The 21,050-nt window shown below is 63.1% G+C and carries 13 protein-coding genes, 2 tRNA genes and 3 rRNA genes; 15 read left to right on the forward strand and 3 right to left on the reverse strand.

The window, feature by feature from the left end; all coding sequences use genetic code 11:
* Positions 1-359: 359 nt before the first annotated feature.
* Positions 360-563: a hypothetical protein gene (locus HUTA_RS08175; RefSeq protein WP_015789423.1), complete on the forward strand. Its 204-nt coding sequence runs from the start codon at positions 360-362 to the stop codon at positions 561-563.
* A 44-nt stretch (positions 564-607) separates the two neighbouring features.
* On the opposite strand, the gene HUTA_RS08180 is transcribed toward HUTA_RS08175, so the two are convergent.
* On the reverse strand, positions 608-1,660 hold the full coding sequence (locus tag HUTA_RS08180) for a quinone-dependent dihydroorotate dehydrogenase (RefSeq protein ID WP_015789424.1): 1,053 nt from the start codon (positions 1,658-1,660) through the stop codon (positions 608-610).
* A gap of 45 nt (positions 1,661-1,705) precedes the next feature.
* On the reverse strand, positions 1,706-1,903 hold the full coding sequence (locus tag HUTA_RS08185) for a hypothetical protein (protein WP_015789425.1): 198 nt from the start codon (positions 1,901-1,903) through the stop codon (positions 1,706-1,708).
* 262 nt (positions 1,904-2,165) lie between these two features.
* On the opposite strand from HUTA_RS08185, the gene HUTA_RS08190 reads away from it, so the two are divergent.
* The 5 genes from HUTA_RS08190 (at position 2,166) to rrf (ending at position 8,259) form a co-directional block, all read left to right on the forward strand.
* Positions 2,166-2,477, forward strand: coding sequence for a non-histone chromosomal MC1 family protein (locus HUTA_RS08190; RefSeq protein WP_015789426.1), 312 nt, complete (start codon positions 2,166-2,168; stop codon positions 2,475-2,477).
* 788 nt (positions 2,478-3,265) lie between these two features.
* A 16S ribosomal RNA gene (locus HUTA_RS08195) occupies positions 3,266-4,737 on the forward strand.
* A gap of 99 nt (positions 4,738-4,836) precedes the next feature.
* Positions 4,837-4,908, forward strand: a tRNA-Ala gene (locus HUTA_RS08200).
* Positions 4,909-5,105: 197 nt separating this feature from the next.
* Positions 5,106-8,023, forward strand: a 23S ribosomal RNA gene (locus HUTA_RS08205).
* A gap of 114 nt (positions 8,024-8,137) precedes the next feature.
* Positions 8,138-8,259: ribosomal RNA gene (gene rrf, locus HUTA_RS08210) — 5S ribosomal RNA — on the forward strand.
* Together the 16S, 23S and 5S rRNA genes with 1 tRNA gene alongside form the textbook arrangement of a ribosomal RNA operon.
* Before the next feature lie 131 nt (positions 8,260-8,390).
* Here the strand turns inward: rrf and HUTA_RS08215 are convergent.
* Complete coding sequence (locus tag HUTA_RS08215; protein ID WP_015789427.1) at positions 8,391-8,606, reverse strand: hypothetical protein; 216 nt, start codon at positions 8,604-8,606, stop codon at positions 8,391-8,393.
* A 153-nt stretch (positions 8,607-8,759) separates the two neighbouring features.
* Here HUTA_RS08215 and HUTA_RS08220 point away from each other — a divergent pair.
* From HUTA_RS08220 to HUTA_RS08260, 9 genes are all read left to right on the forward strand, one after another.
* Positions 8,760-8,835: transfer RNA gene (locus tag HUTA_RS08220), tRNA-Cys, on the forward strand.
* Positions 8,836-9,150: 315 nt separating this feature from the next.
* Positions 9,151-9,477, forward strand: a complete 327-nt coding sequence (locus tag HUTA_RS08225) for a UPF0175 family protein (RefSeq protein ID WP_015789428.1) — start codon at positions 9,151-9,153, stop codon at positions 9,475-9,477.
* Entirely contained in the window at positions 9,474-9,980 is a 507-nt protein-coding gene (locus HUTA_RS08230) for a twitching motility protein PilT (RefSeq protein WP_015789429.1), read from the forward strand. The genes HUTA_RS08225 and HUTA_RS08230 overlap by 4 nt, the downstream gene beginning before the upstream one ends.
* 170 nt (positions 9,981-10,150) lie before the next feature.
* Positions 10,151-10,561, forward strand: coding sequence for a hypothetical protein (locus HUTA_RS15870; protein WP_015789430.1), 411 nt, complete (start codon positions 10,151-10,153; stop codon positions 10,559-10,561).
* Entirely contained in the window at positions 10,551-12,242 is a 1,692-nt protein-coding gene (locus tag HUTA_RS08240; protein ID WP_143920345.1) for a hypothetical protein, read from the forward strand. Before HUTA_RS15870 ends, HUTA_RS08240 begins: the two co-directional genes overlap by 11 nt.
* Complete coding sequence (locus HUTA_RS08245) at positions 12,239-13,822, forward strand: hypothetical protein (protein ID WP_015789432.1); 1,584 nt, start codon at positions 12,239-12,241, stop codon at positions 13,820-13,822. The genes HUTA_RS08240 and HUTA_RS08245 overlap by 4 nt, the downstream gene beginning before the upstream one ends.
* Positions 13,815-14,834 carry a hypothetical protein gene (locus tag HUTA_RS08250; RefSeq protein ID WP_015789433.1) on the forward strand — a complete coding sequence of 340 codons (1,020 nt, stop codon included), beginning with the start codon at positions 13,815-13,817 and terminating at the stop codon, positions 14,832-14,834. The genes HUTA_RS08245 and HUTA_RS08250 overlap by 8 nt, the downstream gene beginning before the upstream one ends.
* The gene (locus HUTA_RS08255) at positions 14,831-16,822 is read left to right on the forward strand and encodes a VirB4 family type IV secretion system protein (protein ID WP_015789434.1); all 1,992 of its coding nucleotides are present in this window, start codon (positions 14,831-14,833) and stop codon (positions 16,820-16,822) included. The genes HUTA_RS08250 and HUTA_RS08255 overlap by 4 nt, the downstream gene beginning before the upstream one ends.
* Entirely contained in the window at positions 16,819-20,847 is a 4,029-nt protein-coding gene (locus HUTA_RS08260) for a primase-like DNA-binding domain-containing protein (RefSeq protein ID WP_015789435.1), read from the forward strand. Before HUTA_RS08255 ends, HUTA_RS08260 begins: the two co-directional genes overlap by 4 nt.
* Positions 20,848-21,050: the final 203 nt, after the last annotated feature.

The raw sequence follows: 21,050 nt of genomic DNA on the forward strand, positions 1-21,050 counted from the left end.
AGAAGCTTTGCTTCGAGCGGAAAAAGGTGGTTGAACACGATCTGGAACTGCCGGTAGTGGCCTTCGAGTTTGATCTGGCGGCGTTACAATAGTCGATACGTTCGCCGGCCCCACGGTACCGGTCGACCCCTGGTTCGGCAAGGCACTCTGTCTCCCCGAGAAGTGTTGAAGTCGAGGGAAAACCCGGCGGTCAGTGGTGGGATACTCATTGACACGGGTGTTAGGTTTGTCATTTCATCATTTAGCATAAATTTCGTTCGGATTGTACCACTTTGTCCGGAAATTCTGTGAGATGACGTCAGTCTTTCCGGTACGATCCGATATATAAGGAAACAACTGTTATGTAGAGTTGAGCAACGATGTCGACTACCGACGACACCGCGACGCCCGCATTGCCAGCCAGCTCTCGCGAGTCGAATCGCGACCTGGATCGGGCCTATGACGACCACGAGGACCCGTCGATCCTCACGGTGTTTCCGACCGACGCCGAGTGGCCGGAAATCGGAACGATGTGGATCTCGGTCGACGTAGAGCACGCGGTGTCGGCGGCCGACTGGCGGTAAGGCCGCATTCTCGAAGAACTTCGCAGTCCCAGTAGAGTGTCTGCTTAGAGGTCAGCACCGACTGCGTCCTCGACGCTGTCGAAGCCGTCGCGTTCGAGTAGCGTCGCGAGCCCACGATTGACGTTCCGGGCGATCGTCGGCCCGCGGTAAATGAAACCGGTGTAGATCTGGACCAGGCTCGCCCCGGCGCGGATCTTCCGATAGGCGTCAGCCGCGGTGAAGACGCCGCCGACGCCGACGACCGGGACGTCCGTCCGGCTGGCGACGAACCGCACCATTTCGGTCGCCTGTTCCTCGATGGGTCTGCCCGAAAGCCCCCCTTCTTCGACACGATCCGGGCTGGTGAGCGCTTCAGGGCGGTCAGTGGTCGTATTGGTCGCGATCACGCCGTCGAGATCGTACTCCTCGACCAGCTCCAGGGTTTCCTCGACGGCTGGCTCCGGCAGGTCGGGCGACAGTTTCACCAGGAGCGGGGCTGCGCCGGCGTTTTTCACCGTGCTGAAGATGTCTTCCAGCGACTCGCGGTTCTGTAACTCTCTGAACCCCGGCGAGTTGGGACAGGAGACGTTGATCACGAAGAAATCGCCTCCCTCGGCAACCTGCTCGTAGGTCTCGCGATAGTCCGCGGCCGCCTCGTCCATTGGCACGTCCTCGGTCTTCGCGAGGTTCACACCGACCGGCATCGAGACGTCGGTGTTGTCGAGCCGCTCGCCGATCACCTTCGCGCCCGGATTGTTGAGACCCATCCGGTTGATGATGGCCTCGTCCTCGACGAGTCTGAACACGCGCGGGCGTGGATTGCCTTCCTGGGGCTCGGCAGTGACGCCGCCGACCTCGACGTGCCCGAAGCCGAGTGCACCCAGTGTGCCCGGAGCCTCGGCTGTCTTGTCGAAGCCCGCCGCGACGCCGATCGGATTCGGGAACTCACACCCGAACGCGGACATCGAGAGACGATCATCGTCAACTTTGAACGCTCGTGCGAGTGCCGACTCGATCGGCGTCCCGTCGACGAGTTTCATTCCTTCGTGTGCGAGCGCGTGCGCAGTCTCGGGTGATAGCTGGAACAACAGCGGCTTGGTGAGGTTATAGGGGTTCATTGTGTGTCGATCCCGGGCCATCGGCACTCGGCCCGCGATGGCGAGTTAGAAGTCGTGCTCGACGTCCTCCGGATTCGCCTTCTGGATGATGATCTTGTTGTCCCGGACTCTGACGAACACTTCGTCGCCGATCTCCATCCCGGCGACAGCCAACTCGTCCTCGTGAAGGTTGATGTGGACGTTGTGGTACTCCCCGTCCTCGTCCTTCGCGCCACTCGGGCTGAGCTTCTTCTTTCGCACCATCGCGGTATCTTAACCTGTGGTTGGCTGGAGCACGTACTTAAGCCTACCGTGCCAGTCCCGTCGTCGCCGCTGGCTCGCACTGTTGGCCCATCGCGTACCCCGGCGCGCGCGAACCGCGCGCCGTCAGTCGACCGCCCGGATTTCGGCCGAATATCGCCACCCGCCGGATTTTCACATAAATATTTTGTGGCAACCACCCCCCGAATCGGGGGGTATTTTTATAGTGTGTCATGTTCTGGGTTGACATGGAGTCTCGAAAACCATGGCACGTGATACGGACAAACGAAACTTTGCACTGCGCGAATCGGACGGGAACGAGTCGAGCGTCTTCTCCGGGGGGACACCTCGTCAGGCGGCACTGAAAGCTGCACGACGGCTGGACCCCGCTCCGAGCGAGGACGCGGCCGATCCCGAGACAATTCGCCTCCGTGAGAAGGGGACGGAGAAAGTCCACGTCTACGAAGGATGGGCCTGGGAAGAGGACGCGCCCGACGACAAGCCCGACTGGATGCCCGGCGAAATCACCAAGGGCAACGTGTCCAAGCAGGGTGTCGAACATCTCGAGGAGATCTGACGCGGCGACACACTGCGGGATTACTTTTCGACGGGCTACCCGGAGTCGATAGTCACTACTGTCCCGACGGCCAACCCTCGGTGCGCGGCTTTCACTCGGGATGACCGGACGCACGACGCGCGGGATGACTACTCGACCTCCGGCCGCGCGCCATTCTTCGTCCTCTGGGAGCCACACAACCGCGGAAGTGAACGCGCTTGTTCTGGGCAGCCTTCCCAGTTGGCCAGTCGTGTAACCGTATTGGCCCCCTTTACTCACGTCTCATATACTGGCTCCACGTGTTGGCGGGTGTGTGGGCCTGCTGGCGTGGCTGGGCCCCATGTCACGGTACGACATCCCGACCCGCTTGTAATCGCATGACGTGGCGGGTCTCCTTCGACGGGTTTAAGTAATTACCTCCCATCTGAGTAAATACGCAGCGGCGAAGGGCGAACGACGCCCCTCCGGCCGCGTCGCGCCACTCGCGTGGTGCGATTCGATCCGATGCCCTTAAGTGTAACAGGGCACTTCGGATTGAATACGAACGTGGTTCGGACGGGGCACGGATCGCCCCGGCCGCACTCGGGTCCGATCGACGCCGGTTCGAAGGGTTTATACCCTTACTCGGTGTATGTTCGGGTCCGGAAGAACATGAGGATTCCACCCCTGCGGTCCGCCGTATAGATGGGATCTGATGTTAGCCCTGGTAGTTCGGTGACACCCGACTGGGGTGTCAGCGAACGTGCTTACGATAGCGACGACACCCCTTGGGGGTGTCATCCGCCTAACCCTCCCCATTATGGGGAGACATTCCGGTTGATCCTGCCGGAGGCCATTGCTATCGGAGTCCGATTTAGCCATGCTAGTCGCACGGGTTTAGACCCGTGGCAAATAGCTCAGTAACACGTGGCCAAACTACCCTGTGGACGGAAATAACCTCGGGAAACTGAGGCTAATGTCCGATACGACTCGCCAGCTGGAGTGCGGCGAGTCGGAAACGTTGCGGCGCCACAGGATGTGGCTGCGGCCGATTAGGTAGACGGTGGGGTAACGGCCCACCGTGCCCATAATCGGTACAGGTCATGAGAGTGAGAGCCTGGAGACGGTATCTGAGACAAGATGCCGGGCCCTACGGGGCGCAGCAGGCGCGAAACCTTTACACTGCACGACAGTGCGATAGGGGGACTCCGAGTGCGAGGGCATATAGTCCTCGCTTTTGTGTACCGTAAGGTGGTACAGGAATAAGGGCTGGGCAAGACCGGTGCCAGCCGCCGCGGTAATACCGGCAGCCCGAGTGATGGCCGCTATTATTGGGCCTAAAGCGTCCGTAGCCGGCCAGACAAGTCTGTTGGGAAATCCACGCGCTCAACGCGTGGACGTCCGGCGGAAACTGTCTGGCTTGGGGCCGGAAGATCTGAGGGGTACGTCCGGGGTAGGAGTGAAATCCCGTAATCCTGGACGGACCGCCGGTGGCGAAAGCGCCTCAGAAAGACGGACCCGACGGTGAGGGACGAAAGCTAGGGTCTCGAACCGGATTAGATACCCGGGTAGTCCTAGCTGTAAACGATGCTCGCTAGGTGTGCCGCAGGCTACGAGCCTGCGCTGTGCCGTAGGGAAGCCGTGAAGCGAGCCGCCTGGGAAGTACGTCTGCAAGGATGAAACTTAAAGGAATTGGCGGGGGAGCACTACAACCGGAGGAGCCTGCGGTTTAATTGGACTCAACGCCGGACATCTCACCAGCACCGACAATGTGCAGTGAAGGTCAGGTTGATGACCTTACTGGAGCCATTGAGAGGAGGTGCATGGCCGCCGTCAGCTCGTACCGTGAGGCGTCCTGTTAAGTCAGGCAACGAGCGAGACCCGCACTCTTAGTTGCCAGCAGCATCTTGCGATGGCTGGGTACACTAGGAGGACTGCCGCTGCCAAAGCGGAGGAAGGAACGGGCAACGGTAGGTCAGTATGCCCCGAATGTGCTGGGCGACACGCGGGCTACAATGGCCGGGACAGTGGGACGCCAGTCCGAGAGGACGCGCTAATCCCCGAAACCCGGTCGTAGTTCGGATTGAGGGCTGAAACCCGCCCTCATGAAGCTGGATTCGGTAGTAATCGCGTGTCAGAAGCGCGCGGTGAATCCGTCCCTGCTCCTTGCACACACCGCCCGTCAAAGCACCCGAGTGGGGTCCGGATGAGGCCGTCATGCGACGGTCAAATCTGGGCTCCGCAAGGGGGCTTAAGTCGTAACAAGGTAGCCGTAGGGGAATCTGCGGCTGGATCACCTCCTAACGATCGGGATCGGGGCGTTGCCCCGACCCACCTGCACGTTCGCCGACGCCCCAGTTGGGCACCTATGAACTACCAGGGCTAACATTGTACGGCGGAAGGGCCCATAGCTCAGCGGTAGAGTGCCTCCTTTGCAAGGAGGATGCCCTGGGTTCGAATCCCAGTGGGTCCATAGCTCGTATCCGATCGAATCCGATCCCCTTAAGTGTGGGACGGCGTTCGATTCGGGTACGGACGACCGATGCACCATCCCGTGTGAACGTGGATGGGAAGGGTTGATGCACGCACCGCCACCGACGGGCGTGTGTATGATACCGTGTGTACGTGCGATCCAGGCGTCCACTGGACGCGTTTACGTCGAGTTTACACTCGACGTGGCTGCTGTACCAGCTGGTGGATGGCTCGGCTCGGGCGCCGACGAAGGGCGTGCCAAGCTGCGATAAGCTCAGGGGAGCCGCACGGAGGCGAAGAACCTGAGATACCCGAATGGGAACTCCTCACCGCAATTGCCTTGCGCAATGGGGAACGCCGGGAACTGAAACATCTCAGTACCGGCAGGAAGAGAAAACGAATGTGATGTCGTTAGTAACCGCGAGTGAACGCGATACAGTCCAAACCGAAGGCCTTACGGCCAATGTGGTGTTCGGACTGGCACTCATCGTCAGAACGTCTTCTTGAAGTCTCCTGGAACGGAGCGCGATACAGGGTGACAGCCCCGTAACGAAGTCAAGTATGACGTGCGCCAGTTCCCGAGTATCGGGGGTTGGAAATCCCTCGTGAATTTGGCAGGCATCTACTGCTAAGACTAAATACGTCCCGAGACCGATAGTGAACAAGTAGCGTGAGCGAACGCTGAAAAGTACCCTCAGAAGGGAGGCGAAATAGGGCCTCAAATCAGTTGGTGATAGAGCGACTGGGCATAGAAGGTCCCTCGATAAACGACCTATCCGCGAGGATACAGTAGGACTCGAGGGAAGCCGGTGTTCAGTCGTACGTTTTGAAAAACGAGCCAGGGAGTGTGCTTGTGTGGCGAGTCTAACCCGATCATCGGGGAAGGCATAGGGAAACCGACATGGCCGCAGTGCTTTGCACGAGGGCCGCCGTCTTCAAGGGCGGGGAGTCACACGGGCACGACCCGAATCCGGACGATCTACGCGTGGGCAAGATGAAGCGTGGCGAAAGCTACGTGGAAGTCTGTTAGGGTTGGTGTTTTACAATACCCTCCCGTGATCTACGTGTAGGGGTGAAAGGCCCATCGAGTCCGGCAACAGCTGGTTCCAACCGAAACATGTCGAAGCATGACCTCCGCTGAGGTAGTCCGTGGGGTAGAGCGACCGATTGCCGTGTCCGCCTCCGAGAGGAGTCGGCGCGGCTGTCAAACTCCGAACCTACGGACGCCGTCGACGCGGGGAGTCCGGTATGCGGGGTAAGCCTGTGTACCATGAGGGAGACAACCCAGAGCTGGGTTAAGGTCCCCAAGTGTGGATTAAGTGCGATCGAAGGTGGTCTCAAGCCCTAGACAGCCGGGAGGTGAGCTTAGAAGCAGCAATCCTCCAAGAAAAGCGTAACAGCTTACCGGCCGAGGTTTGAGGCGCCCAAAATGATCGGGGCTCAAATCCACCACCGAGACCTGGCCACACCTGTCAAAAGGTGGTTGTGTAGGTTGGCGTTCTGCGCGGGTGGAAGCACGGGTGAGAACTCGTGTGGACCGCGTAGAAACGAAAATCCTGGCCGTAGTAGCAGCGAAAGTCGGGTTAGAATCCTGACGGCCTGAAGAGCAAGGGTTCCTCGGCACTGTTCGACAGCCGAGGGTTAGTCGATCCTAAGATCCGTCGCAACTCGAGCGGATCAAAAGGGAAACTGGTTAATATTCCAGTACCACCGTACATTCAATGTCGACGCCTTGGGGTAGACCGAGCCGGGCACTCGCCCGGTCGAATCGTCAAAACTCGTGGAAGCCGTAATGGCACGAAGCGGGCGAACGGCGAGATAGAGAAATTTGGTTCAACCTGGGGCCCATGAAAAGACAGTACGGTGCTCGTACCCAGCACCGACACAGGTGCTCTGGCGGAGAAAGCCAAGGCCTGTCGGGATCAATCGACGTTAGGGAATTCGGCAATTTAGCCCCGTAAGTTCGCGATAAGGGGTACCTGCTCGGGAAACGAGCAGGTCGCAGTGACTTGGAGGCTCGGACTGTCTAGTAACAACACAGGTGACCGCAAATCCGCAAGGACTCGTACGGTCACTGAATCCTGCCCAGTGCGGGTATCTGAACACCTAGTACAATAGGACGAAGGACCCGTCAACGGCGGGGGTAACTATGACCCTCTTAAGGTAGCGTAGTACCTTGCCGCTTCAGTAGCGGCTTGCATGAATGGATTAACCAGAGCCTCGCTGTCCCAACGTTGAGCCCGGTGAACCGTACATTCCAGTGCGGAGTCTGGAGACCCCCAAGGGGAAGCGAAGACCCTATGGAGCTTTACTGCAGGCTGTCGCTGGGACATGGTCGCTAATGTGCAGAATAGGTAGGAGACGTTACACAGGTACGTGCGCCAGCACGCCACCGAGTCATCATTGAAATACTACCCGTTAGTGACTGTGACCCTCACTCCGGGAGGAGGACACCGATAGCCAGGCAGTTTGACTGGGGCGGTACGCGCTCGAAAGAATATCGAGCGCGCCCTAAGGCCATCTCATCCGGGTCAGAGATCCGGAGAAGAGCGCAAGAGCAAAAGATGGCTTGACAGTGTTCTTCCCAACGAGGAACGCTGACGTGAAAGCGTGGTCTAGCGAACTCATTTGCCCGCTTGATGCGGGCAATGAATGACAGAAAAGCTACCCTAGGGATAACAGAGTCGTCACTCGCAAGAGCACATATCGACCGAGTGGCTTGCTACCTCGATGTCGGTTCCCTCCATCCTGCCCGTGCAGAAGCGGGCAAGGGTGAGGTTGTTCGCCTATTAAAGGAGGTCGTGAGCTGGGTTTAGACCGTCGTGAGACAGGTCGGCTGCTATCTATTGGGGGTGTTTGGTACCTGACGGGAACGACCGTATAGTACGAGAGGAACTACGGTTGGTGGCCACTGGTGTACCGGTTGTTCGAGAGAGCATTGCCGGGCAGCCACGCCACACGGGGTAACGGCTGAACGCATCTAAGCCGGAAACCCACCTGGAAAAGAGGTACCGCTGAGGTCGCTCGTAGAAGACGAGTTCGATAGACTCGGGGTGTACGCACCGAGGTAACGAGGTGTTTAGCCCGCGAGAACTAACTGACCGAAGCCACCATTCATACCGCATGTAAACGCGACGTAGTCGCGTCCAGGCGCAAACTGGATCGCACGTACACTGGTTTTGCATCGACCGATCGCTGGCCTCGCGTGGTTCGATTCCACGGATCGGCGTTAAGGCGGCCATAGCGGCGGGGCAACACCCGTACCCATTCCGAACACGGAAGTTAAGCCCGCCTGCGTTCCGGCGAGTACTGGAGTACGAGAGTCTCTGGGAAAACCGGTTCGCCGCCTCCATTCATACTTCAGCCCATCCGAGAGTGACAACACTCTCGGGTGGGCTTTTTGTATTTATGCAAGGAGCTGTTGCCGAGAGTGGCAACGCTACACGGGGCTCCAGTACAATACAGAGAGAATCCAGCCGACGGTCAGGCGCTCGGTCGGGAGGATTCCGACGTGCCGATCGCGACAAACAGCGCGCCCGAGACAGTCAACAACAGTGTAGCGAGCCCGCCGGGGAGGTCGCCACTGGTCAGGAACCAGCCGGCCGCTAGTAGACTCGCGACGACGAGTCCTGTGCCGAGAGTGATCAGTCGCCAGTCCCCCGCGTCGAGCAGTTCGAACGGTCGATTGTGCCGTGTCATTACGAGCAGCAACGATACAAACGGCCAAGAATGTTTTTATATTCTGAACAATTCTTGTGGTTTATTATAATTCGTAATGGATTTGTGAGGCGTCATACTGTGTGGCGACCAGACCGCTATGTTTATTGGATCGCTGGAACTAGACGAAGTTGCGCCAAGGTGGCAGAGTCCGGCCTAACGCAGCGGCCTGCAGAGCCGCCCATCGCCGGTTCAAATCCGGCCCTTGGCTTGTAACAAATATTACACAATCCCACTATAAGAGGGGTTGTGTTTACTTGAAATCGACGCCCGTGAGCGGGAGGTGTCGGGTGTGACGGCCCACTGTCCTCACTGTGGGGAACCCGTCACGTTGGTTTCGATCAGCATGCTCGTCGCGTGCGAAGTACAGGCGTGTGAGTGTGGCGTGGATCCGGAGTTGATCAGACCTGTGTAAGGCTGGATAGGCCATTCAGTAGTGATCACGCCCGATTATCGAATCCTCATGGCCGGAATGGCGAACTAGCGAAATTCATATAATGTATGAACACCAATCTCAGGTACACCGATGTCCCGGACGACTGCCACGATCCCCGACGACCTCACCGACCTGATGGAGGGGGCCGTCGACGCCGGCGTCTTCGAGAACAAGAGCGACGCGATCCGGCACGTCCTTCGGGAATACTTCGAAGAACATCCGAACGAGCGCGTCGCGGCGGCGATCGCGCTGTACGAACGCGGTGACGTCACGCTCGGAACGGCGGCGCGGTTGGCCGATTGCAACCGCTTCGAAATGCGTGATCGCTTGCGGGAGGAGGGTGTCGAACTCCGCCTCGGCCCGGAAGACATGGCCGATGCACGCGACGAAATCGAGACCGCCCGCAATCTCGAATGACGGGGTCGCCCGATCGACCGACAGTCCTCGACACGTCCGTGTTATCGAACTTCGCGCACGTCGACCGGATCGAGCTCTTGGATGATCTGCCCCGGCTGGCAACCGTCGAAGCCGTCCGGACGGAACTCGACGCCGGTATCGAGACCCATTCGTATCTCGAGCGTGCCGTCGTCGCCCTCGATGACGACATTCCAGTGATCTCGCCGTCACCCGCCGCCCAAGAGGTAGAACAACATCTCCTGAAACGGCTCGATCCCGGAGAGGCGCAAGCGCTGGCCGTCGCTGACGTCCGAAACGGTACGATCGTGACCGACGACGGCGATGCCCGATCGATCGCTCGCAATCGAGACGTCCCGCTGACCGGGTCGATCGGAGTGCTCGTCCGGTTCGTCGAGGACGACGTCATGTCGGTCGAAGACGCCGACAGGTACCTGAAGCGGTGGATCGACGAGGCGGGGTTTCGATCGCCCGCCCGGGACATCGAGACATTTCTGGACGAGTGAGGATCGACGCCGAGACCCTTCGACGCAAGCAGTCGCTTCCTCAGCGGGCCGCTTCGTGAACTTCCGGAACCACCACGCGCTCGCTTACGGTCATCCCGTCCTCAGTCACGATTGCACCGGTCGGCGGGCGACTCCGCCTGCCGACACACAAGGAGACGACTGATCCACCGATGACCGAAAACACGCACTCTTCGACAGAGGCATCGCTCTCGATCACCAACCGAATCGTCCGCCATCTCCCGCTGCGGCACCTGGCGATTGCCGCCATCGCGCTGTTCGTGCTGGCCGAGCCAGCGGCCGCTCAGGGGTCCGGCCAGGCCTTTTGCAACACGCCGATGGCGGACACGATCCAGAACGTCTTCACGCTGATCCAGTTCGGCGGGCCGATGCTCGGTGGCGTCCTCGCGCTCGGCGCGACGGTCGCCCTGCCCTTTGTCCGCCGGTCGGACTGGAAAAAGGAGATGAAGGGCATCCGGAATCAGGGCCTGCTCTGGGGTGTCATCGTCGCCCCGCTCGGGACCGAGATCATCACGTTCATCCTGAACAACGTCGTCGCCGGAGGGAGCGCGTGTGCGTTCTGAGCGTCGAGCAGGACTCCTCGCGATGGTCGCCCTCGTTGCGCTGACTGCGCTAGCGGGGTCGGCGCTGGCCGATCCACCCTCTGAGCCCGACCACGGCGTCAACGAGACGCGCTTTCCGGTCCTATGGTCCGGCGACGAGGACGGCACTGTCAACACCTACGACGAGGGCGGGCAGGACGTTGCGCTCCGGCAACTCGCCAACGGGACCGACCTGCCGCTGAACGCGCCGCCCCGTGATGTCGAGCGCTGGAATGCGGGTGATTTCGGGGAGTTCCCCGAGACGAACCGGAGCGTCTCGATCCAGCCGAGCTACGCCGATACGAGCGACGGTGAGTTCGTGAAAGGTGCTCACGCCACGCTGTTCGCCATCCAGCCCTCGACGACGCTCCGGCTGTCGGATTCCCGGCAACCGCTGTACGTCGGGCGATCGGGCGAGGTGCTCGTGACCACCGACTACCGCGTGCGCGTTCCCGAGGACGACACCACTGGCGACCGGCAGGTCTACTGGTCGCTGGAGACCCACCGGATCGAGGAGACCCGGCTGACCATCGACGGCGAGACCGTCGCGAGTGACGGCGGGAGCCACACGCCGCGCTTCGCGTTCGACGCCCTCGCTGCAGGGTCCCATCGTATTGCGGTCGAGACGGAAGTGTTCGTCCGCCTCGAAAAGCACGTCCGGACCGAGGAGACCGACTGCTGGGAGAACGGCACTACGACGCGCTGTCAGACCGACGTCGATCACAACTACACCCACCCGACGGAGACGGTCACGGTCGAGGACGACCGCCGCGTCGTCGTGGAGGACCTCCAGGTCACCGGGAAGCGCGCCGAATACCCGGACGGGAGCGGTGCGCTCGCGGTGACGGCGAACCGGCCCTGGCTGGGATACAGCACGAGCCAGGGGAACGTAACGGGGACCTGGCGACTCTACTCGGCCCGCGATCCGTCGTGGGACACCCTCGTTTACGCACAGCAGAACAACACCACGCAACGGCACTCGCCGCTGCACCCACTGCAGGTCAACGCGTTCCCGATGGCGATGGGCGCGTCGGCCGCGGAGCCGACGACTCGCGTTCTCGCCACGGACGGCCAGCGTTACGAGGCGCCGACGCTTCCCGAGAACGTCGAGTTGGGTGTCCCGAACGGCACCTACACGGGCAGCCGAACCATCGTCACACGCTTTCCCGAACAGGTATCGGCGATCCGCGCCCGGGGATTCGTTCGCGGGCGTTCGACCACGGTCGATACCGGGGACTTCGACACCGTCCCGATTCACCGGAGCAATCTGACGCTCGCGGTCCGCAACGACTCCGACTCGACGACCAGGATCGAGGTCCGCCTGCGTGACGCGGCGACGGGCGACCCCATCGACACCGTCGATCGTGACGGCTTCGTCGTGATCGACGGCGAACGGGTCAACACCACCGACGACGGCACCGCGCTGGTCACGCTCGACGATGCTGGAACGTTCGTCTCGGCACGATACGAACCCGGCGACTGGTGGCACCACGACCGGGGCTACGTCGAGGATAGCGTGACGGTCAGCCTCGACGGGCCATCCCTGCAGGTGCTCGCGGCCGTCTTCCGGTTCGCGGTCCCGGTGGGCCTGCTCCTGCTGGCGGCATACCTGATCGACCGGATCACGACCTGGCAACTCTGGCCGCCGTGGAGGGGACTGTGACCCGGACGCGTACCGACGCCAGTGGTCGCGACCGAACGGTGGACCTGCGGCCCGCCCTCGGTATCCTGGCGCTGATCGCCACCCTCGGCGGGTCCGGTCGCCAGGCTGGCGTCCGTCGCATGGGCCTGCTCGACGGTCTCGGCGACATCATCGTCGGCGCGCTCCAAGAACTCCTGCGAATCCTGTTCAGCCCGATCGAGGCCGCGATCCAGAGCCACGGCGACGCGCTGCTGGAGGTCGTGGTGCAGACGCCCCATCCCGACGCGGTGTTCGCTGCCCCGACGAACGGTCCGTGGCCGGCGGTCCATGGCTACTACTGGGAGACCATCGTGCCGCTCTCGCTGTCGCTGTGGGGCCTCGCGATCGGCGTGGTGATCCTGCTGGAATCGACGAGCCACCTGTTCAGCAACTACCACCGCTCGAAGCTCAAGAAGCGGGCCTTCTCGGGACTGATCGGCATTCTCTCGTGGTGGTGGCTCGCCGCGTTTTCCCTGCGGTTCATGGACGCACTGGCGAAGTTCCTGCTGCCCTCGCTGGAGGAGATCGCGCTGTTCGAGACCATGTCCTTCGCGGCCATCGGTGTGATCGGCCTGGTCATCTCGCTGACGGTCGATCTCGCCCTCTTCGTCATCATCGGGCTGATCTACCTGATTCGCCAGTTGGTGCTGTACCTGTTCGTCCTGCTGATGCCGATCCTGATCGTGCTCTGGATCCCCGGCGTCGGGCCGTTCACGCTGGTCTCGCGGTTCATGAAGAAACTCGCCGGGTTCTACGTGCCGTTCCTGTTCATGTCGGTCCCGGTCGCGCTGCTCTTTCGCGTCGGGGGCCTGCTCGGCCAGAGCGCGGGTCTCTCGGCCGGCGGGATCGGCACCTGGCTGACCGCACTGGTCGTCCCGTTTGCGGCGGTGCTCTCGCCGTTCGTGCTGTTCTGGCAGGCCGGCGCGATCATGTTCATGGCCGATCGGGCGGCCCGCCACGTCTCGGCACAGCGGGCCCGTCGGCGGACGACGACCGGCAAGGAGCAGGTCCAGCGCGCGGGCCACGCCGGCCGTAACTTCGCCCGTGGCGTCCGTGACAAACCGGCAGTCCGGAGCGACGGCCAGACCGTCTTCGGTTCGGGTGACTCGACGGCCAACGCGGCCGGTCGGCGGGTGAATCGTACTGGTTCGCGACTCGGCGATCGGTTCCGCCGTGGCGGTGACGACGGCGGTGGCGGCGGATCCGGCGGATCGGACCGGCAGGGCAACGGCGGATCTGATCGACGGAGCAACGGCGGGACCCGCGAGTCGCGGACCGACGAGTCCGCCGGACGCAGTGACGCTGGTTCTGGCGGAAGCGACGCCGGTCGCTCGACGACCACGGACTCCGATCGAAGCGACCGAAGCGATCGGAGCGGCGATCGGTCCAGTCGTAGTTCCGACGACGGTGGCAGGAGCGATTCCAGCGACGAGACGAGTCGAGACGCCGATTCGGGTCGGACCGAAACGAGTCGCGACAATCTGCGCGACAGCGACACCACGAGCGAATCGAACGACGACGCGAGCGACGACAGCAGTTCTGCAGGTGAGGGCAATGAGTAACGGAACGGATCCATCCAAACGCATTCCGAAGTCACTCGGTACCGACACGCAACTCCTCGGGCAGTACTCGCTGACCGACCTCATCGTCGCCGGCATGCCCGGCGTGATCGTCATCCTGCTGACGCAGGTCGTCCTGCCGTCGGATCTCGCGGTCGCCGGCGTCTCGGTGACGGTGCTCACGATCCCGCTCGCAGTCCTCGGGATCGCCGTCGGCGCGACGTTCGTCTACCTGACGCCCGGCTACACCAACAGTCTCGACTGGCTGGAGCAGTTCGTCGGGTTCCACCAGGGCGAGTCGAACCTTGATCACGAGCAGGCGAAAGAGTACACGCGCGTCGAGCGCGTGCTACCCGAGCACGACGCCGTCGTGCGGACCGACGGCGCGCTCGTGGGCGCAGTCCACGTCGAACCGGCGACGATGGCGCTGGCGACCGACGACCAGTGGCAGGCCAAGGCCGAGGCGTTCCAGGACTTCGTCAACACGACCGTCGAGTTCCCGGTGCAGTTCTACTCGACGACCCAATCGTTCCCGGCCGAGGAGTACCTCGAGGCCTACGAGTCCCGACTCGGTGATCCGGACGTCGAGGCGAACCCCGAGCTGGAGGCGCTGATCGAGCACTACGTCGCGTGGTACGAGGACGAACTCGTCCGCCGGCAGATGACGATCCGGGATCACTACGTCGTCGTGCCGGTGACGCCGGCGGAGGTCCGCTTCGAGCGTGACGGTCTCGTCCAGAAGATTGCCGACCTGCGCGTGATCGGGACGCTCGTCCGGGCGGCGACCTCGCCGCCAAAGGCCGCTGAGCGTGCCGCGATGGCGGAGGAACTCGACGAGCGACTCCGGCGCGTCGAGCGTGGCCTCCGTGGAATCGAGGACGTGAACGCCAGCCGGATCGACGCGACGGAGTTCACCCGCGTTATCGGCGAGTTCTGGGCAGGTCGCGACCTCGAACACGGCGATCTGGCCCACCGTATTCGAACCACGCCCCTCGTCGGAGGGTCCGATGCATGATTCGCGAAAAACTCCCATTCCCACAAACTGACGACGAACAGTCAAACGAGAACGATCACAGTGCCCCTGCCAGCGGCGACGAAGACAGCGAGACGCGAGAGGTCACCGTCGAGTACGACCAGTCGCACGAAGCGGTCGGCACCGTCCCGGAAATCCACCAGTCGCTGGTCGCACCCTCGGCCATCGAGCGGACGCCCGCCGCGATCCGGACCGGCGACCGGTGGGCGAAGACGCTGTGGGCCGGCGAGTATCCCGACGCGCCGATGGACGGCTTCCTCGAGGAGGTCTACGCCGCGGCCGAAACGCGCACCACCGACGTGAGCATTCACCTCGATCCGCGCGACACGCAGGCGACGCTGGACACGCTCGAAAACCGGATCGAGGACCTCCAGGCCGACCTCGAGTATCTGACCGAGAAGCACCGCGCGAGTTCCCGCGGCGTCGAGAAAGACCTCGCCGACCACGAAGAGATGTACGACGTCCTCCGGAACACGCCGATGGAGGCCTTCGACGTCTCGACGTATCTCGCCGTTCGGGGCGAGGACCGCGACGACTCCGACGCCAGCGACGTGATCACGACTGCGCGGCGAGCGCCGGCGAATCTGACGCCAGTCGCACCGCGCTGGTCACAACTGGACGCGCTCACTGCAGCCAGTCCGATCGCGACCGACGAGTTCGACGAGACGCTGGACGCGACGACGCCCATGCTCGGCGGCGCGGTCGGTGCGATGTTCCCCTTCGTTTCCGGTGCGTTCGCCGAGCCAGGGATCGAATACGGCACCTACGCGCTCAACGAGAGCCCGCTGATCCTCGATCGCTTCGCACGGGAGACCGGCTACTGTACCATGATTATCGGCCGCCTCGGCGCGGGCAAATCCTTCGCCACGAAGTTGCGCCTTGTTCGGCGGGCGATGTACGACGAGGATACGATCGTCGTCATGCTCGACCCGATGCGGGGGTTCGCGGGCGTCAGCGAGGCCCTCGGCGGGGAGCAGATCACCGTCGGCGGGACGCGCGGGCTGAACCCGCTGGAGATCAAGCCGACGCCCGAGCACGTCCTCGACGCGGTGGAGGACCTCGACCCGTGGGGCGAGCAGATTACGTGGGTGATGACCTTCTTCGGGACGTTCTTCGAGCACGTCGCCGACAATCCGCTCGGCGAGCGCAGCCAGACGCTCCGCCGGGCCACGCAGGCGGCCTATCGCCAGCAGGGGATCACGCGCGATCCGGCGACCCACGCGAAAGCGTCGCCGACGATTCGGGACGTGATCGCCGTGCTGGAGGACTTCGCCGCCGATCCCGGCGAGTTCGGCTACGAGACCGACGGCGAGCAGCAGGCCGTCCGCAGGGACGCCGAGTCGCTACTGAAGGATCTGCGGCCCTCGTTTCGCGATGAGGGGGCGCTGGCCAACCTCGCGAAGCCCACCGAGTTCGACCTGGATTCGAAGGTCATCTACCTGGATCTCCACCAGGAGGAGGGCGCGCAGGGGCGTGCGGAGACGACGCTGACGATGCAGGTGCTGTTCAACAGCGTCTACGAGCGCGTCAAGCAGACCGAGAAGAAGGTCGTGTTCACTATCGACGAGGCCCACTACCTGATGAACGACGCCTCCTCGCTGGATTTCCTGGAGACGGCCGTCCGGCACAGTCGGCACTTCGATCTGAGTCTCGAGTTCGTCACGCAGACCGGCGGCGAGTTCGCGCTCACGCCGGAGGCCCGGACCATCGCCAATCTCTGTTCGATCACGCTGCTCCACCGTGTGAACGAGGAGGACGACAAGATCGCACAGTGGTTCGACCTGAACGATCGGCAGGTGAGTTGGGTCACCTCGGCGAAAGCTGGCGAGGACGAGGACGGCTACTCCGAGGCGTTGATCGGGATCGATCAGGAGGGCTGGTTCCCGCTGCGGATCCGCGCGAGCGACTACGAGGCGAGCGTGATCGACGGCGGCGGGGATTTCGACGGAGGTGCCGACGCGGGGACATGACGCGGGAGTACGTCCAAGTCACGCCCTCCCGGAGCGACCTCGCGCCCGGGACGGTCGTCGAACAACTCGGCGCGCTGCATGCGCTCGATTCGAATGGTGGCGGTTTCCTTGCCGGTCTCGACTCGCTCGGAGAGGGCGGGCCGCCGACCTTCGAGTTTCTCGCGATCAGCGCTGGCAGCGACGAGCCGGTCGAGTTCTACTACGGCGCCGACCGGCGCCTCGACGCGTTCGAGGAACGTCTCCGGACGCTGTATCCCTCGACGTTCGTCGTCGAGCGCGCGCAGATCGATCCGGTGGCCCGTCTCGTTCCAGAGGAGAGGATCGAGGACTGCGAGAGCGACGTGATCGACGAATTCGAGCCACGGGGCGTCCGGTGGGTCGGCGACGCGATACGCACGCGGGACTGGATGACCACGATTCCGGCGTTCACCGACACGGTCGGGCAGGGCGACGACCACTCCCGTGCTCCGCTGGCGCCGTTGATCGATCGACTCACCGCCGCCGACCATCCGGTCGCGTTCCAGGTGCTCTTCGAGCGCAAGCCCGACTGGACGGCAGACGCCCGGGCCCGCGAACGACGCCTGCGCGACGGCGAAGACCGTCTCCTGGATCGTGCCCTGAGCGAACTCTTCGTCGGGGCCGGCGGCGACCGCAATGCGGTCGATGCGGACGAGTTTCAGGACCCCGGTGGTCGCGAGCGCGTGACTTCGATCGAGAACAAACGGCCTGGCCGGACGTTCACCGCGAACTTGCGAGCGCTTGCCCTCGTTCGTGAGGAGAGGGATGAAGACGAGGACGACGACGAAGCACTTGATCGGTTGCTCGACGACCTCGTGCCCACCTTCGATCACCTTTCGGGAACGCACTACGGTGTTTCGGGACGGCGACTTCGCAACGGGTGGCTGGAGGACCGTCGCGCCACCCGCGCGTTCGCTCGCTTTCGTGAGCGCGAGATCACCACCAGTCGATGGGGATCGATCCGACCCGACCTCGTGCTCAACGCCGACGAACTCGCGAACGTGACCGTCGTCCCGCCCGCGACGCAACTCACGACCGAGGGTGGCCGTGGCGCCGAGGCGAACCCCGAGAGTCGGTCGCCGCTACCGCGGCCGACGGCCGACCACATGGACCAGTTCCGCGAGGGGATGGCGATCGGGTACGCCCTCGACGAGAACGGCGAACCCGAAGATGAGCCCACGCGCGTCCCGGCGGACTTGCTGACGACGCACTACCTCCGGGCGGCGACAACCGGCGCCGGCAAGTCCAAGGCCCTGGTCAACGACGCGCTTTCGCTGTACGAGGCAACGGACGGCCCGGTCGTGCTGATCGACCCGAAGGGCGACGGCATGAGCGAGAACTACATGCGCGCCCACGCCGCCCGCTTCGGGACCGACGACCTCGCGGAGAACGTCCTGCACTTTCCCGTGCCAGACGTGTTGCCGGGCTTTTCGTTTTTCAACGTCGAGCGAGACCTCGCTGCCGGCCGAGCGCGGGTGGATGCCGTCCAGAACGTCGCCGATCACTACGAGGAGATCCTGAAACTCGCGATGGGTGAAGATCGCTACGAGCAGGCCATCGTCGCGCCGAACCTGATCAAGTACCTCGTCAAGGCGCTGTTCGACGAGGAGTACGGCCGCGAGAACGGTCTCTACCGCGAGTCCGTCGATTACTTCGCCCACACGCAACTCGAACACGTCCTCGATCAACTGTGGGCTGCCGGCCCGCCGGACGGCGACATCAGCGAGGCCCCGCAAGCCAGCCAGAACGAGGTCCAGCGGAAGATCAATCGCCAACTCGAACTCGATTCGAACACCTTCGCGACCGTGATGGGCGGGGTGAGCAACCGCCTCGATTACGTCACGCAGGACGCCCACCTCCGGCGGATTTTCGACAACACCGAGCCCCGGTTCGACTTCCGGGACGTCCTCGACGAGAACACGGTCGTCCTCTTCGACCTCGGCGACCTCCGCGACGAGGCTGCCCGACTGATGACCGGCGTGATCCTGACGAACCTAGAGGACGCCCTGGAGACCCGCGATCGGACCGTCGATGAACTGCCAGAGGACTACGTCGTGAACCTGCTCGTCGATGAGGCAGCGTCGGTCGTCGTCTCGGACGTGATGAACGACCTGCTGGAGAAAGGCCGGAGTTTCGGACTCTCGGTCGGCCTCTCGCTGCAGTTCCCCGAGCAGATCGAGGCCGAGGGCGACCACCAGGTGTATCTCAACGTGCTCAACGACGTGGCGACGACGCTCGTCGGCAAGATCGCCGTCGATCGCGAGATCGCGCGGGCGATGGCCCACGAGGAGATGGACCCCGCGGCGTTCGCCAACCGGATCCGGTCGCTGCCACGTGGCGAGTGGATCGCGCAACTCCCGAGTCCGACCTTCGGCGAGACCGGGCCGGAACCGTTCAGTCTCGAACCACTGCCGATTCCGGATGGTCATCCCGAGAGCGACGACCCGCTCGACCGCCGCCAGGAGCGGCAGTTCGCGGACGCCCTCGAACGGGTTCACGAGCGAACGGCGGCCGAGTACGGCGTGCCCGAAGACGGCGATCTGCCGGTCGATCGAACGCCCGACGCCGTTCGGGAGATCCTCGGCGCGGACGATGGCGAGCTTGATCGAGCGCTTGCGAGTGCGATCCGGATCGTCCAGATCCGGACTGGCGAGCACGAGACCAACGGCTGGGTGCCGGTCGCCGACGTGGACGACGAACTCCGGGCCTGTTACGACGCGGCCAACGTCGAGGAGCCACCGCCCGAGTACGAAACGCTCGCCGACGTGCGTGAGCGCTCGCGACTCATCGACGTGGATCTCGACGATTCGGGCGAGACAGTCGTCGCCCGGTTGACCGACGCGGGCGAGGACGCCGTTGCCATCGACACAGGCGACGTTCGAGCGGCCGGCGGGGATCGCCACGACACCATGCTCGCCGAGACCGAGCAGGCACTGACGCCACTCGGATTCACCGTCACGATCGAGGAGCAGGACGGCGCCGATCGCCCCGACGGGACGGCGTTCCACCCAGACCTGGACGTCGAGTTCTACGTCGAGGCCGAGACGACCACGCCCGACAAGCCAGCGAAAGTCCTCCGGAACTTCCGCCGAGCGCAGGACGACGGGTATGTCCCGCTGTTCGTCGTCGAGACTGGCGTCGAGTCGGTGACCCACTGGGCCGAGCGCCTCGACGGCATTCTGAATCCACCCGTCAAGCGACGGGCGGACGGCGAGACGCATTTCTACATCACCGACGAGTCGGTCACGTTCGGGGGCGGTGCCCGCGCGGAGGGTGGCGCCACCGCCGTCCGGCCGGTGACCGATGGGTCTCGACGGACCGTCTGGGTCGAAGATAGTGACGAGTTCGTGCTCCGCGACGGCGACGGAACCGACCACGCTCGCGTTGACGATCCATCCGACCCGTCGAAGGACCGATTCCCCGCGCTCTACAGCTACGACCCCGGATCGGGCGAGTTCACCGTTCGCGAGCACGGCGAGACACACGTCTACGACTCCCGGGACGCCTTCGAGGCGGACTGGGTTCGCGTGCGTCGGCCCTTCGTTCCCACAATCGAGTTGGGCGACTCGGCGTTCGGGCCCGAGGCGTACGCGACCGTGATCGTTCCGGGCGACGGCGGGGGCTTGGACGAACCAGTCGTCTATGAGGACGGGGCGATCCGATCGCTCGACACCTTGACCGAGTTCGAGACTGAAACGGCGGACTCCGCCGAGGAGGGTGATCGATGGGCCGACCTCGCGGACGATCCGGACGCGGCGATCGGCGTGTTCGCGGCCGAGCGTCTCCGGGAGGACGGTGACGCCATAGTCATGACGGCCGCCGTCTACGACGCCTACTGCGAGTGGGCGGAGGACCGTGGCTTGCCCGTCGAGTCGAAGAACTGGTTCGCCCGGCGATTGAGCAATCACGTCAGCTTCGAGCGGACTGCAGAGAATCGCGACGGCACGACTGTCCGGTGTTACGCGGGGATCGACCTGCAGGAGGGATCCGGCAATGCCAGTGCCTAAGGCGTCGGATTCTCTGAGGTTACAGTATCGAACCGCAGCTTGGGGTGCTAACCGGCGGCTCTACGCCCTGGATCGCTCGATAGCGAGGGGTTACAGCATTTCCTCGAATGCCGAAACACGACCACCTAGGTCGCCCCATCGCGTAATGCCGTCAAGTCTTGCGATTATCCCCGTCTCGTTTCGCCAGTTACGCCAGAAACCGA

It is taken from the genome of Halorhabdus utahensis DSM 12940 (genome assembly GCF_000023945.1).
GTDB lineage: Archaea > Halobacteriota > Halobacteria > Halobacteriales > Haloarculaceae > Halorhabdus > Halorhabdus utahensis.